This window comes from Mycoplasma sp. 332 (assembly GCF_052378275.1).
GTDB lineage: Bacteria > Bacillota_I > Bacilli_A > Mycoplasmatales > Metamycoplasmataceae > Metamycoplasma.
On sequence record NZ_CP198998.1, the window covers coordinates 229,953 to 244,322 of the forward strand.

Annotated in this window: 13 protein-coding genes; 6 read left to right on the forward strand and 7 right to left on the reverse strand. The window is 25.1% G+C overall.

Annotated elements, in window-relative coordinates:
• The first annotated feature begins 181 nt into the window (after positions 1–181).
• Together ACT1UH_RS00925 and ACT1UH_RS00930 are read left to right on the forward strand one after the other, a co-directional pair.
• On the forward strand, positions 182–586 hold the full coding sequence (locus ACT1UH_RS00925) for a cytidine deaminase (protein WP_438340766.1): 405 nt from the start codon (positions 182–184) through the stop codon (positions 584–586).
• 12 nt (positions 587–598) lie between these two features.
• Complete coding sequence (locus ACT1UH_RS00930; RefSeq protein ID WP_444705088.1) at positions 599–1,651, forward strand: helix-turn-helix transcriptional regulator; 1,053 nt, start codon at positions 599–601, stop codon at positions 1,649–1,651.
• A gap of 78 nt (positions 1,652–1,729) precedes the next feature.
• Here ACT1UH_RS00930 and ACT1UH_RS00935 read toward each other — a convergent pair whose 3' ends face one another.
• From ACT1UH_RS00935 to ACT1UH_RS00950, 4 genes are read right to left on the reverse strand one after another with little or no spacing between them, the layout of a single operon-like run.
• A complete protein-coding gene (locus ACT1UH_RS00935; RefSeq protein WP_444705089.1) occupies positions 1,730–2,311 on the reverse strand; it encodes a hypothetical protein in 582 nt (193 codons plus the stop codon).
• A 37-nt stretch (positions 2,312–2,348) separates the two neighbouring features.
• Positions 2,349–2,822, reverse strand: a complete 474-nt coding sequence (locus ACT1UH_RS00940) for a hypothetical protein (RefSeq protein ID WP_444705090.1) — start codon at positions 2,820–2,822, stop codon at positions 2,349–2,351.
• 10 nt (positions 2,823–2,832) lie between these two features.
• Complete coding sequence (locus tag ACT1UH_RS00945) at positions 2,833–5,181, reverse strand: OppA family ABC transporter substrate-binding lipoprotein (protein WP_444705091.1); 2,349 nt, start codon at positions 5,179–5,181, stop codon at positions 2,833–2,835.
• Between the two features lie 22 nt (positions 5,182–5,203).
• On the reverse strand, positions 5,204–6,154 hold the full coding sequence (locus tag ACT1UH_RS00950) for a hypothetical protein (RefSeq protein WP_444705092.1): 951 nt from the start codon (positions 6,152–6,154) through the stop codon (positions 5,204–5,206).
• 102 nt (positions 6,155–6,256) lie between these two features.
• Here ACT1UH_RS00950 and ACT1UH_RS00955 point away from each other — a divergent pair, with 102 nt between their 5' ends.
• On the forward strand, positions 6,257–8,122 hold the full coding sequence (locus ACT1UH_RS00955) for an MAG3240 family lipoprotein (protein WP_444705093.1): 1,866 nt from the start codon (positions 6,257–6,259) through the stop codon (positions 8,120–8,122).
• Positions 8,123–8,125: 3 nt separating this feature from the next.
• A complete protein-coding gene (locus ACT1UH_RS00960; RefSeq protein WP_444705094.1) occupies positions 8,126–9,136 on the forward strand; it encodes an HxHSH motif-containing lipoprotein in 1,011 nt (336 codons plus the stop codon).
• 61 nt (positions 9,137–9,197) lie between these two features.
• Here ACT1UH_RS00960 and ACT1UH_RS00965 read toward each other — a convergent pair whose 3' ends face one another.
• The 3 genes from ACT1UH_RS00965 to ACT1UH_RS00975 are packed head-to-tail and all read right to left on the reverse strand — an operon-like array spanning position 9,198 to position 12,309.
• Positions 9,198–10,373: an ABC transporter permease subunit gene (locus tag ACT1UH_RS00965; RefSeq protein ID WP_444705095.1), complete on the reverse strand. Its 1,176-nt coding sequence runs from the start codon at positions 10,371–10,373 to the stop codon at positions 9,198–9,200.
• On the reverse strand, positions 10,363–11,322 hold the full coding sequence (locus ACT1UH_RS00970; protein ID WP_438340775.1) for an ABC transporter permease subunit: 960 nt from the start codon (positions 11,320–11,322) through the stop codon (positions 10,363–10,365). Before ACT1UH_RS00970 ends, ACT1UH_RS00965 begins: the two co-directional genes overlap by 11 nt.
• 51 nt (positions 11,323–11,373) lie before the next feature.
• Complete coding sequence (locus tag ACT1UH_RS00975) at positions 11,374–12,309, reverse strand: Vmc-like lipoprotein signal peptide domain-containing protein (protein WP_444705096.1); 936 nt, start codon at positions 12,307–12,309, stop codon at positions 11,374–11,376.
• A 223-nt stretch (positions 12,310–12,532) separates the two neighbouring features.
• Between ACT1UH_RS00975 and ACT1UH_RS00980 the strand changes: the two genes are divergently transcribed.
• Entirely contained in the window at positions 12,533–13,600 is a 1,068-nt protein-coding gene (locus tag ACT1UH_RS00980; RefSeq protein WP_444705097.1) for a hypothetical protein, read from the forward strand.
• A gap of 220 nt (positions 13,601–13,820) precedes the next feature.
• The gene (msrA, locus tag ACT1UH_RS00985; RefSeq protein ID WP_444705098.1) at positions 13,821–14,339 is read left to right on the forward strand and encodes a peptide-methionine (S)-S-oxide reductase MsrA; all 519 of its coding nucleotides are present in this window, start codon (positions 13,821–13,823) and stop codon (positions 14,337–14,339) included.
• Positions 14,340–14,370: the final 31 nt, after the last annotated feature.

Genomic DNA, 14,370 nt, shown 5'->3' on the forward strand with positions numbered 1-14,370 from the left:
TGAAGTTTTTATATATTTTTAGTATATTTAAATTTTAATAAAAAAATTTTAACATAAAAAAATAAATGTTAAGTAAAAATGCTTAACACTTTAATTTGATTTTTATATTTGATATAAGCAAAGATAATTTGTATTATTTAGTTTTATAGTTTTAAAAACTATAAATAGTATAATTATTATTATGAACAAAGAATTATTAAAAGAAAAATTAAACTATTCATTTGCACCATATTCAAAGGTTAAAGTGGCAGCTTTAGCTATTGATAAGTTGGGCAATGAATATTATGGAGTCAATTGTGAAAATGCTGCGTATCCTAGTGGACTTTGCGCTGAAAGATCTGCACTTTTTGGTTCGGTAGCATATGGCGCAGAAGTGGGGACATTTAAGGAAATACATATAATTAGCAATTTGAATAAAATATTATTCCCATGCGGTGCCTGTCTACAAGTAATGTCTCAATTTTTAGATAAAGATTCCAAGGTAGTATTGCATTCTACTGATCTAACTGAGGAAAGACAATTTTCGATGAATCAATTAATACCTAGCGCAGTAAAAAATGAAGACATTATCCACGCTGCAAAATAAAATGGGGATTTTATGGAAACTGAACATGTTTGCGATTTAAAACATCTTGATTTGCATGGAAATAATTTTGGAGAAGAAATTTCTTATTATTTAGAAAAATTTTCAATATCACAAAAAGAATTAGCACAACGTTTGGGGCTTAGTGCTCAATATGTCTACATAATTATTAATAGCAAAACGAATGTTAATTTAAGTATTGCGATTATTGAAGGCTTGGAAAATGTTTTTAATTTGGAATTAGGTACGTTATCCGAGGTTTATTCAATATATGCTAATAAGGAAAAATCTAATCTACAAGATGCTGAAAAACTTTTGGTGCAATATGGAGAGGACTTTATCATTAAGAATCCAAGTTTGCCACTGGTAAGTAATATTAAATTAACAAAGGATATGCCTATTAGCAAAAAATTGATGATTATGAATAGGTTTTATGGCGTTGCTAATTTAGATAATTATACCCAATATTTGCGTGAAAATGCACTAGCAGATGAAAGTATTTATGCCAACCCTAATAGTAAGGTTTGAATTAGATTTTGTGAATTATCGGTTTTAGAAACAATTAGTACTAAAAAAATTGGTGTTTTTAGAAAAAATAATTTTGAAGTTGTGTATAAAAGAGTTGTTAAATTAATATGCTCTAAAAATTTAAACTTTAAAAATAAAATTGATGAAATACAAAATTATTTATTGACTAAAGGAATTATTTTGATTACAATGCCTTTTATCGAGAATAGCGATATTGCGGCCATTACTTTTCAAAAAGGAGCTAGAAGACTTATATTTGTTTCTGATATTTTTAATTGTGAAGCATTTATTTTTAACTATATTTTGCATGAATTAACACATTGTTTTTTTGTTAATAAAAACGAAAATGAAATTGATGATATTTATATTGAGGCATATCATAAAATTAAGTCTGAATATAATTTTAAATATGAGGGTATTGATGATGCTCTATTGGCTTTCGACAAGTGTAGTGCAGTGCAACATGATGATCGCAAGGGTGAGGTTTGCGATATAACTAAGAAAGTTTTTTATAAATACGAAAAAGTTTCTTTTAGTTAATATTTCTTGTAAAATATTCATTAAATGAAATAATTAAGAAATAAAAATAGGATCTGACTTAATAGATCCTATTTTTATTTAATTGTCTAAATCCAAATAAATATACTCAGTGGCCTCAGTGTTCATTTTCCCATTAACAATTATATCTAGGCATTTTACAGAATATCTGATAGCAGGTTGCTTCTTTTCAAGACCTTCAAGTACAAATTCCATCTCTATAACATGACCAGAAAGATATTTTAAGTTTCCTAATGTTGATGTAAAAGATAAATATTTTTTAAAATTTTCATTTGCTTTAACATTTTCGAACGTTCTTAAAGGGTCATTAGCAACTTTTGATGTAATTCCCCTATCAATTGGATAGGAATCAGCTCTAATTTTTTGCAATATTTTCATTAATTCTTCGCGAGGTAACTTTTTACCTTCATTTGTTAGGGTATATGAAAATGAGTTTTTTATTTCGCCTAATTGTGAAGTCGTTAGAAGTTTTGCTTTAGGACGTTTTAAAGGGTTTATTTTGCCTGTTGCATTATTTTGACTTTTGTCAGGCAAAAGCTGATTGTTTTGGCTATTTGTCGGTCCTCCACACGAAACAGCTATTAGCGGAAATACGATTCCACTAAATGAACTAAATATTAGAAATTTTTTTATCTTTTTCATATCTATATTATACCACTCCATTTTTTAATGTTTTAAATTAATCAGTTTGCAATTTGACTATTCCATTAGCTTCTTCTTGATAATTTCTATCGACACATTTTATAGTGTATTTAATTATTGGTGTTTGTCCATCAAATGCCAGTTTGAATTCATATATATGTGCTGAACCTAAACCATTTAATTTATGATATTTAAATGAAAAGTTTTTTTTAAATTCAGCATCTCAATTAATGATTTGAAAAGTATTTATTTTAGTATTATATTTTGATTTTGTAAACTTATCTCATAAGGCATATAATTTTCCTTCTTCATTTAATTTTTTGCCCTCGGGTTTTAATGTGAATTCAAATTTGTCTTTTATTTCTTGGATTTGTGAGTCGGTTAATAATTGTACTTTTGGTTTATTTGGATTTTTTTTATCAAAATTACATGATAATGTAACAATTGGCAGTGCGAGGATAGAACTAGTAGCAATTATTGATAAGAATATTTTCTTCTTATTTTTAATCATTTTTTTCTCCTTATTTAATTTTTATATCTTGTAAATAATTTAAGTTATTTCAACCAAGTGGTTTAATGATGTTATTTTGATAAATAATTTTAGAAAAGCTATTGATGTTAATTTGATTTATAAGATTTATTGAATAACTAATTAGATTATTAATTTCATTAATAAGTTTTAATTGGTTTTCTACTTCTAAATTACTTAGATAAGTGATAAATAATGTTTCTTGTGTTTTGCTCAAACTATTTTTGAGATTTATATTATTATTCACTAAAAAATTATGCAATGAAATAATCTGTTCAAAACTAGTTAAATAATCTTTCTTATTTTTAGATATAAGGTCAATTAATTTATTTAAATTATTTTCAAAATTTGTTAATTGTTTGTATAAATATTCTGGTGTTGTTCCCTGGAATAGTTTAAATGTAGATTTTTTGTATATTGATTTATTTCTCTCAAAAAATTCTTGATATTTTTCAAAGTTATCAATTTTAGTTATATCTATGTTTAGCCGGCGGTCGATAGAATTAAAAATCTTTTTAATCAGCAGTATCCTTTTGTTAATAAATTGATTATCCTTGGTGATCATTATAGGAATATTTACATAAATATTTTCATTTGAATTAGATGTTTTATAAAAATTATCAATTATATTTCTTAGGTTAGTTTCAATAAATTTAAATCATGTTGATTTAATCTTGTCTTCAACAAAAACAATTAATGGATCATTTAGTCTATTTTTATTTTGGTATTGGAATGTATCACTTAATTTTTTATTATTCGCTCCAAAAATAATAGGCTTCGATATTTGATTATATGCATCCTTTAGTTCGCTTATTCCAATAGCTTCATTAGAAGCTAAAATATCAAGATTTTCTGGTGCTTGACTTAATCATAGATTTTTGTCATCCTCAATTAGGCTATACTGGTTTATTAGGTTGTTAAATAATGATTGAAATGTCAAATTATTTTTGCTAAGTTCTAGTGAGTTATTATCTCTTAATCCATAATATAGTTTCATAAAGTTTTTATTCATATATTTCGTTTTTATATCAGGATTTTGGTTAATGATAATATTGTTGTTAATTGAATATCTATTATAATTTTTTTGATATGAAAAATTATATTTCTTATAGTTTTCAAGAATATAGTTTTTTTCATCTAAATTAAGGTCTTCATATTCTATTTTTGAAATAATATTTTGCTTAAAAGCATTTAATGATTGGAGTGAAAACGTAGATTGCGATAAGGGCAACGAGTTGTATTGAATGATTATTTCTTTAAGATTATCATCTTCATTTTTTTGATAGTTTTTATTTATTTTTAAGGTAGTTTCATTGGCATTCATATGCGAAATAAAATAATTACTTGCATAAAATCTGTTTTGGTAGGTTTCACCATAATTAAAAAATCAATCAAGATTTTTTAGGGGATCTTTGTAACTTGATTCTATTATTTCATAAGGAATTGCATCTAGATAATTTTGAATAATTAGGATATTATCAAATATTTGTTTTAGATTTTTAAATGATCCGTCCCTTGTTTTAATAGTAATTTTATTATTATCAAAATTAAGTAATGCATCAACATCAATATTATTTTGAATTAGGTAGTTATATAAATCGAAACCATCATTTTTTTGTAGTTTTTTATTGTTATATTTTGAAAGATCGATCTTATGCTTTGTAGCAAAAGAGTGGCGATATTCTTTGTTTCGTAACAATTTTGATAATAACCCCAGTTTAAATGATTTGTGGTTAATATGGTTATTAGTATTTATAATATTGCCTAGGTAATTAATCCAAACATTGTCTCTATTTTTGATGTCTATTATAACTTTATTTGTGTTATTCAAATCTTTAGCAAAGTTTGGGTTATTTATTGATTTGATATCACTCGAAGGAACAAATAGGAAGGGTGAGTTAAAACCATTACCCTTATCCTTTTTAGGCTTAAAAATACCATTTTCTGGTTTGTTTGATTCATTTTCATAATCTACAATATCAGTATTATCATTACTATATTCATTAGTGCCTATTGGCGTTGTGATATTAATTTTGTTGGCCCACTCTAATTTATAGTGAAGTTCTGAGGGAGCTAAAACAATATTGTCTCTAAAATCAATTAAGGGCTGTTGGCTTGATTTTATTCGTATTAGTTTTGCTGCTGTTGCTAGGTTAATTTTGTGAATATTTTTACTAGTATAGTTATCATCAAGGTAGCTAAAGCTAGCATAATCATTGCCATAATTATTTTTTTCAATGAAACGATATTTATTGGTGTTGAAATTATTTTTTACACATGATATTGTAATTATAGGCATTAAACTGATTAACGGTGTTAATAAAATCATTTTTTTGTTCATTTTATTTCCTCCCTTAGTTTGTTTAAACATGACTATGAAAACTTAAAAGCATTATTGTTGTGACAATAGAAGCAGCAAAAATTATTAATGTTCGATATAAAGTTTTAGTATCTTTGTTTCTTATATGAATAAATTCAGGGACTAGTTCAAAGATAGCGGTAAATATGATAATTGCGCCTCCAAAAATCAATAATGAGGATTGTATTCATTTTAAATCATCGTTTATGAATCGCCCAGTAAATGCTCCTAAAAAAATGAAGGGGATTATAAGTAAAAAAGTTATGAAATTATATAAAACTGCCTTTCCTTTTTTTTCTCCATATTGAATTTGACGGAAGTATATGATTGTGACTTCAATAAGGATGTGGATGGTAAATGTTATTAGTAGAGTAAGTGAACTTGAAAAAGTATTTTGAGTAAATATTATTTTAAATATTGAATATCCAATAAAAAAACCATCAATTATTCTGTGACTTAATAACATAACAATTGCTAATCAAGCTGCTTTGGGGTTATCAATATCTTTAAATGAAATTAGGTGATCTGAGTGGTTATGTTCTTCATGACTTTTATGAGGATCTATTTTAGATTTTCTAATAAATAAATACCTTCCTGCAATAACAACACTAAAGCCTATTAATGCACTTATCCCGAGAATACCGACAGTTACTAGTGTCCTGTTTATTTCTGAACCAAACTTATTTGGGCCATCATGTGTAAAATCGATAGCAATTTTATATCCTTCTCGCAAAAAACCGAATGCTCCAATCATTAAAAACATTCCAGTTGAAAAAGCGTACATATAAATAATTGCATTACCTTTTTTTGCTTTTTCAGATGGCTTTATAAACGAAAGGAGACCTAATAATATGAGTGGTAAAATCATTAATATCGGGATATAAACTAGTATATTTATAAATATGGTTAATTCTATATTATTTTCAAATGCAGTTCCCACGTTATTTATTATCATATATTTACCTCCTTTCACAATTGTTTATTAATTCGTAATTTTGTAATAATTATACAATATTTTTATAACTATAATATAAAAAAAAGTGATAAAATTTGTATTATGAAAATAAGAAAAAAGCTATTAAATTTGTTATTAATTTCTCCTATTGTGGCAATTCCTTTTGCAGTTTTAAGTTGTAGTCAAAATATTAAAAAAGAAGTATATTTAGATATTGATAAGGTATCGAGAGTATTTTTGAATAGATTAACTCTTAGCCAAATAGCTTCAATAGAAAAAGATGAACATATATTTTATTGATTCGATAAGAATGGCCGCCATAATTTTGATGCAGTAAAGATAGAAAACAAAAAAATGTACCTACTTAATAAAAATGAATGGGTTGAATATAAACCGGATTTTCCATATAGAAATAATTGAAAGCAGTTTACTACTGGCAATAATAATATTCGTATATTTGATTCAGATGAAAAGAGTGATATTAATAGCTTTTTGAATGAATATTCGTTTGATGATGTTGACTCAGCAGGTTCTTTTAATGACGAATGATTTACAACTTTATCATTGATATTTGGGAAAGATTTTAATAGAAATAGGGATCCCTATTTTGAGGACATACAGACAGTAATTTTTAGATTGAACCAAGATATTGATTTGAATTATTCTATAATGAATCGTAAATATCTTATTAATGCTAAAAAGCATAGGGTATTGTTTTCAAATTGAATTCAACCTCAATATATACAAGCAAAATCTTTTTTGTCAAATGAACATAATGATATGAGATCAACATTTGTAAAACTATTAAAACTTTATTTAAATAAGTTTAACGTTGATGTGGCATCAATCGATATTGATTGAAGCAATAGCGAAATAAAACATTCATACTCTGGAGCTACAGATTATATTTCCTTTGAGATAAGTAGTATTAAGGATTGGAACGGTCAAGAATTAATAAAATCTAAAAATAAGAATAAAAAGTATTATTTAAATGGCTTCAGAAATTATGCCACAAATGGAAAATTTGGGGTCGGAACTAAAGGAATAAAAGAAGAATATCCATTATTTACTGATTACGTCGAAAATCCCCTTTTATTCATGGATGGAAAGAGATATCTAACAATTATTGATAATATTAATCACTTCATAAAGTCATCAGGTTCAAAAGATTATTGAAATGCCAAAGGTTTGATGAATTTATTTTGAAATCTAAAAGATGAGATTTTTGTAATAAAGATTCCAGAATATAGAAAAAAAGAAGATCTTGAATATAAAATAGTTGATTTTGAATTTACTGATTATTTTGACACTAATCAGGTTTTTAGAGCAATTGTTGAGGTTACTAAGAAAGATGGCACAAAAAAGAAATATTCCTGGTTAAGTTCTAACTTTGATGATCATGGACACAGGTTAAAGGGGTTGATTACTAAAAATAAAAATAACGCAAATATTTTACCTGAGGATATTTATTCATTTAAACCAAGTAATAATGGGATAAAAGCTGGCATAAAACTTTCGGATTTTGTTAATAGTAACAAGGATTCAGCGTTTATTGAAGGGCTTAATGAAGCATCAAATAAGATGGATAAATTGTTTAATTATTGAAATAACGATAGTAGACAAAATTTTGATGTTTCGCTTTTAGATAATAATTCATATCAAGTCAAGGTGCTTGAAGCATATATTAATAACTATTTATTAGCTTATGCTCTAGAAAATAAACAAGGCAAAACATTAGATGGTATAAAGAGAATTGAACTTAATTTAAAACCAGAAAAAAATAAATTAGGTCAATTATATATTGAATTAAATTTTATTTCATTTAATAATCCGTCTGATTTTAAGTATAAATCAAAAAATGATAAAGTTATAGCAAAGGCTTCTGTTTATTGAAATTATTTTAAGGGCTATGATGTTCAAAAATCTAATGATATATTTACACTTATTAATTTTGAAAGGTTGGTATAACTAATGAGGATCAAAAAAATTTTGACTAGTTTTTTGGGATTATCTTTATTTGGGTTGCCTGCTATTTCAATCTCATGTATAAGATATCCAAATGATTCAGAAAATGTATCATTAAATGAATCGATAGAAAATAAGAGTAATATTGTTGAGATAAAACTTGAAAATAAACCAACACTTGAAATAAAAAAAATATACGATAATGAACTCTTGAAATTATTTTTAGAAGTTAAACAGACGTATCGAAATTATCGTAAGCGATATATTAGAATTATAAGAAGAATAGATGCTTTTAGAAACAAGGTTGCTGCATTAATTATCGACCAAGGAAAACCTGAGAATTCAAAAAAAATTAATGATTTTTTTGTTAAATGATTAGAAGAAGCAGGTAAACAAAAAACAAGTTTAGCTAAACTTTTAGATAAATATCAACTAATTTTTCAAGATGTTGATGCCGTTTTGAACGATGTTAATTTAGTTTTTGATAATCAACAGTTTATTAAATTTATCGAAATTATTGATAAGAGATTGAGTGGAAAGGATATTAATCTTGGTGAGCTGCAAAAGTCCATTATCGATGCCTGAGATTTTTTAAGAAAGAATGTATTTAATGAAAAAAAAGTTTCGAAAATAGAAGATCTTGACAAGATAAATATCGAGAGTGACAAGAATTCTCATACTCATTCACATGCCATTGTTAATCTTACCTTTGAAATGGGGTTATGGCATTTATTGTTAAAAAAGAGTGTAAAGGATCAAAAAATAATAGGTGAATTAAAAAAAGATTTTAAAGTTTTAAAAGAAAATGTTATTGACAACATTGGCCAAAAAAACTATGAATCAGATTATAATTTTTTAATTAAACTATTTAGTGAAAATATGGATTTTAACAAATCTAATAATCTAATTAATGATAAATATCAAGCCAAAGCTAAACAAATTATGGAAAGTATTAAGAAAATATTGATTGATGTTGCTAAAAAGGAAGGTATATCTGATAAATTAAATCTTAATTAATTGAATTTTTTAAAAAAATAGGCCTAAGTTGAATTTCTTTGTGAAGTATGCTTGGCCTATTTTATTTTGTTTTTGGGTTAAATGTATTAGCTAAACTTGATGATAGTAGCTTTAAATTTATTGAAAAAGCAATTATAAATATTGATGTGGTTAAGAGATATCCAGGATTATTGGATACCAAACTAATTGCTTCTTTTAAAATGAAACCTATATTTATGCTATTTGAATCATTAATAAAATCTAGGAATGCTAATGAAGAAGCAATTAAGATATTAATAGAAAATCTTTCAACTAATATTATTAGAAAGTTTGCAAAAATTCTTTTGAAAATATGATTATAGGCAATTCTTCAATTTGATGCACCAACAGCCCTAGAAGCAACGATAAATTCTTGTGTTAGCAAGGAATTAATTTCTTCTTTTGCAAATTTGAAATATGAAATTCAGCAAATTATTGATAATGATATAAACAACCCATATAAACTTGTTCCGATAAAAATAGATAATAGAAAAACTCAAATAATTTCTGGGATAACACTAATAGAGTTAATTATTCTATCAATAAATCGTACAATTATATTTTGCTTATAAATATTTATAATAACTGCAAAATTAAAACCGATAAAAATATTAATGATAATTGCAGCAAGAATTATTAAAATAGTTGACCAAATAGATGTTATCGTTCTAGCATATATATCAATTCCTTGGTTGTTTGTTCCTAGAAATAAACCATTAGGAATTTCTATGGGCATATCTTTAGATAATTGTAAGAGATTTACTGCTTTGATTAGATTGTAAGGATTGTATGTTAAAGTAACAATATCTGTATAAATAGTTTGCTCTCCACCAATATCTCTCGCTGAGTCAAATTCAATTCAAAATATTAAGTTTCTATGTTCACTAGCCGCTGATTTTGCTTCCAGTTTTGCGATGTTTCTTATAAAATCTAATTCAACACCACGATTAAAGTTTTTTGTTATTTTTTGAGAAATATTTGATGGCAGGTCATTAACTAGTGTTGTATTTTCATTGATTGAGTGAGTAGGAGAGTTTTTAATTAAAAATGTGGCAATTAATAAAGCTAATATTAAAATAGCAAAGCATATAAAACAAATAAGATTAAATTTATTGGCAAAAAATCTTTTTCAGTATTGTTTTGCGGAATTTGTATGGATAACATAAGGATTCGAATTCGATTTTTTTTCTCTTGCAAAGTTAAATAGATTATTGTGCATTTTTACCTCGTTTATATTTTTTAAAAAGAAGTAAAGAAGTGAATTCGTTTTTCGGGCTCAACTTTATTATAGCGATTTTATTGATTAATAAAAGAAAACTTAGTAAAATAAAATTAAAGATAAAGTAAAACATAATAATATCTACTTCACCTTTTCTGAAAGCAAATGAAATTAATAAACTTTGGCCTGGGATTGAAAAAATTCTTTCAACTAAAATTGTTATTGTGAATAATAAAACATAGAGAACAAAAAATAAGTTGAGTTCGCCAATTAACAATTCTTTTAAAACAACTTTTTTTAGTAAATCACGCTTTTTCATTCCATATGTTTTTGCAAATAGATAATAATCTGATTTAAGAATTTCAAACGTTTTTTTTCTTGATTTAGAAAAGAAGATAGCTACTGTTGGAAGTGAAGAAATTAGTATAGGAACTATTAGCGAAGCAAAGCTAAGTTTACTATTTAAAAACTGCGAGGGATAGCCAAATATGTCTGCACTTGATAAAGCAAGAATGCAAATAATTAAGATTGGTAAGGAACCTAAAAAAGAAATAATAATAGAGGTTATAACATCATATGATTTATTAAATTTATAAGCAGAAAACACTCCTAATATGTTGCCGACAATAAAGCTAATAATAAATACTGATAGACTTATTAAAAAGGTCCAACGAAATTGCCGTAGGTAGAGAAATAAAATGTTATTTTCAACACTTGCTAATTCATGAGAGTATATTTTTCCGGGATTAAATGTAAATAAATTTGTTAAAAAGGTCTTAAATCTAGCTCCATAGTTATGTGAAATTTGTGAATAAATAGCTATATTTTTTTTAATTTGAGGTTCAATTAAAACATTTATTGCAAAGAATATAATAACAATTGAAATAAAGAAAATAAAAAAATAGAAAGCAATATTTTTGAACAAGTTTATTTTAATTTTAGTTGTCATAATTTACCCCCTATTTTTAACTCTATCTATCATTGGCGTATTTTGAATGCGTTATTCTTCGTGATGGTCATCGATGTTTTCTATTTGAATTGATTCTGTTTGAACTATTTTTTTGTCTGCGGTGTTATAGAAATTTATATTTAATATTAAGAAGTTATCTACAAATTTAGTTTTTGAATCATCAAAATTGATACTAAATTCAATATCATTTTTATTCTTATCAATTTTTTCGATTGGTAGTGTTTTTTGTAATTCTTCTAATAAATTTTTAAAGCCTTTTTCCTGCTCTGCTTTTAGTTTATTCAAGAAATTAGTTTGTGCTTCTTTTTCTTCAATTTTATTTTTTAATTTTGTTGTAAATTTTCAATTTGAAATCGTTTTTACAGGTTCGATTTTTTTGAAACCAATTAATGTAAATCTAATTGTAGTATTTAAAACCTTGAATTTAATATCTAGGTGAATTTCACCCTCATCATCATGCGAATGAGTTGAAGCGGAGATACTTAATTCTTCTTTTTCTCTTAATTCATTTTCGATAAAAATAATTGAATATTTTGAAAAAACTTTTTTAACATCTTCTCATTTTTTTGCTGATTTTAATTCCTTAACTACATCAGAAGCAATAACTTCTTCTTGATTTTCGGCTATTTTTTGAACAATTAATCCTGATTTTTCTTGTGTGTTTCTTTTATTGAAACTTGATATTGCTAATTTTATTTTTTCTAATAATGATTTAACCTTTTTTTCGTCTTTTTCATCTTTTTTAAGTTTATTTATCTCTTCTAGTATTTTTTGAGCATTTTCTTTTTCATTTAAATCTTCCTCATATTTAATAATTTTTTGAATTTGGTCTTTTTTTGAAATAATTTGGTTGATTTCCGCAGTTGAATCGCCATTTTTATTACTACATGATGCAACTACTAATGGAGTGCTTAAAACTGCTATTAAAGGTGATAGTGATAAAAATAACTTTATGTTTTTTTTCATATATTTACCTCATTTAAAATTAAATTACTTTAATAAATTATAACAAAAATAGTTTAACTATATTTTTATTTTTTTTGCATTTTTGTCTTATTTATGCGATTTTTATTAAAATAATGTGAAAAATTAAATAAAATTTAAATTAACAAAGTAATTAACTAAAATTAATTATAAAATTGTTTCCAATTGGTATTATAAACTTGTTGCTGAAAGGTTAAGATGTTATATGAGTAAAAAAGATTTATTGATGTTAGAGAATCGAATAAATTCATGTACAACCTTTGGAGAATTTTTAAGAAATATTTTCAAAATTGCCAATATTAAGACAAATGATGTTTGCAAAAAGATTAAAGCCGATCGAAGAAAAATATTTAACTTGTTAAACGATTTAAGAGATGATGTTAGTCTTAATTTAATTCAAGATTTAGAAAAAATGCTAGACCTAAAAATTGGCTATTTAACAAATAAATGATATTTTTTTAGAAATAATCTTAATGTTGGCCCATTAGATAAAGCAGAAATAATTAAAAGACTAGGCTGGGAGATACTTGAAAAAAATCGTTATCTTACTAATATCTTAGGTGATAATAGCCTTAGCCAGTCGCCAAGTGAAGAAGAAATAATTGAATTTCTTGAAAAATATTATGGAACATTGAACATTGAGGAATATTCAAAGTATATTTCAAAACATTTGTATATTAATCATTGCAAAATTACAAAACATAATAGAATCCCTTTTATTCGTTTTTGTGAATTATTCATTAGAGAAAATTTTAAAGGAAAAGACATTGCTTCAAGATCAAGATTTAAGGAATATTTACCAAAATTTGTTATTGTTAGATTAATTGATACACTGTTTAATGAAATTGATTCTTTTGATGAAAAAATTAGTAAAGTTTCTTTACTTCTTAAAGATAGAAATATTGAGTTAATAAAACTGCCCTATATTGAAAAAACGATGACAAGATCGATAACCTTTTCATTTGGCCCTAAAAAATATATTATTATAACTGATATGTATAATTCCGAAATATTGATTTTATTTTCATTATTTAGAGAAATTATGATTTGCTTTAATCCTTGATTATCAAGAGAAGAGTATTATGAAGAATTTAGAAAAAAATATGATATTTGAAGAGGATACAATAAGGCTAGAAATTTAAGAATGATTGATGATATTTTAGAAGGAATTAAGCAAATTTCTTTGCTTGATAAGAATAATGCTAATTTTTATGAAAATATTCTTGAAATTTATAAGAGCATTGCTAAAAAATATAAAAAAATAAAATTTTAGATGTTAAATATTTTAAAAACTACTAAAAATAAGTTGATTTATAGCAAAATAAAAAAACATAAAATATAGGCTGATATCTATTTTTTATTTTTAATGTTATTATATTAAAATAAACTAATAATAATTTAAATTATGAATACCTAATAGAAATTAAGATATATTTAGCTTGGTTTTTAAGTATTATATTAACTTAAAATTAAATTAAATAAGGAGGAAAATTATGAAAAAAACTATCTATCTAGCTGGCGGATGCTTTTGGGGTGTACAAGCCTATTTTTCGCGTTTAAAAGGTGTTATAGAAACTAAGACTGGTTATGCAAACGGTAATACTGATGTAACCTCATATTATCAAATTAAATCAACCTTACATGCTGAGACAGTGAGAGTCATTTATGATAATGAGAAAATTTCTTTAGAGGAACTTGTTTTACACTTATTTAGAATTATTAATCCAGGATCCTTAAATAAGCAGGGAGGTGATATTGGTATCCAATATCGAACCGGTGTATACTATGATAATGAAAGTGATTTTACTAAATTAGAAAAGTTATTTAATATTTTAAAGGGAAATTATAGTGAATTTTATGTAGAACTTTTACCTCTCACAAATTTTGTAATCGCAGAAGAATATCATCAAGATTATTTGCAAAGAAATCCATCTGGTTATTGTCATGTAAGACTTGATATTGAACCTGAATTAAATGAAAGTGAGAAAAAAATTATTAATTCATTAAAATAATATCCTTATATTAATGTAGGTAACGAGAAAA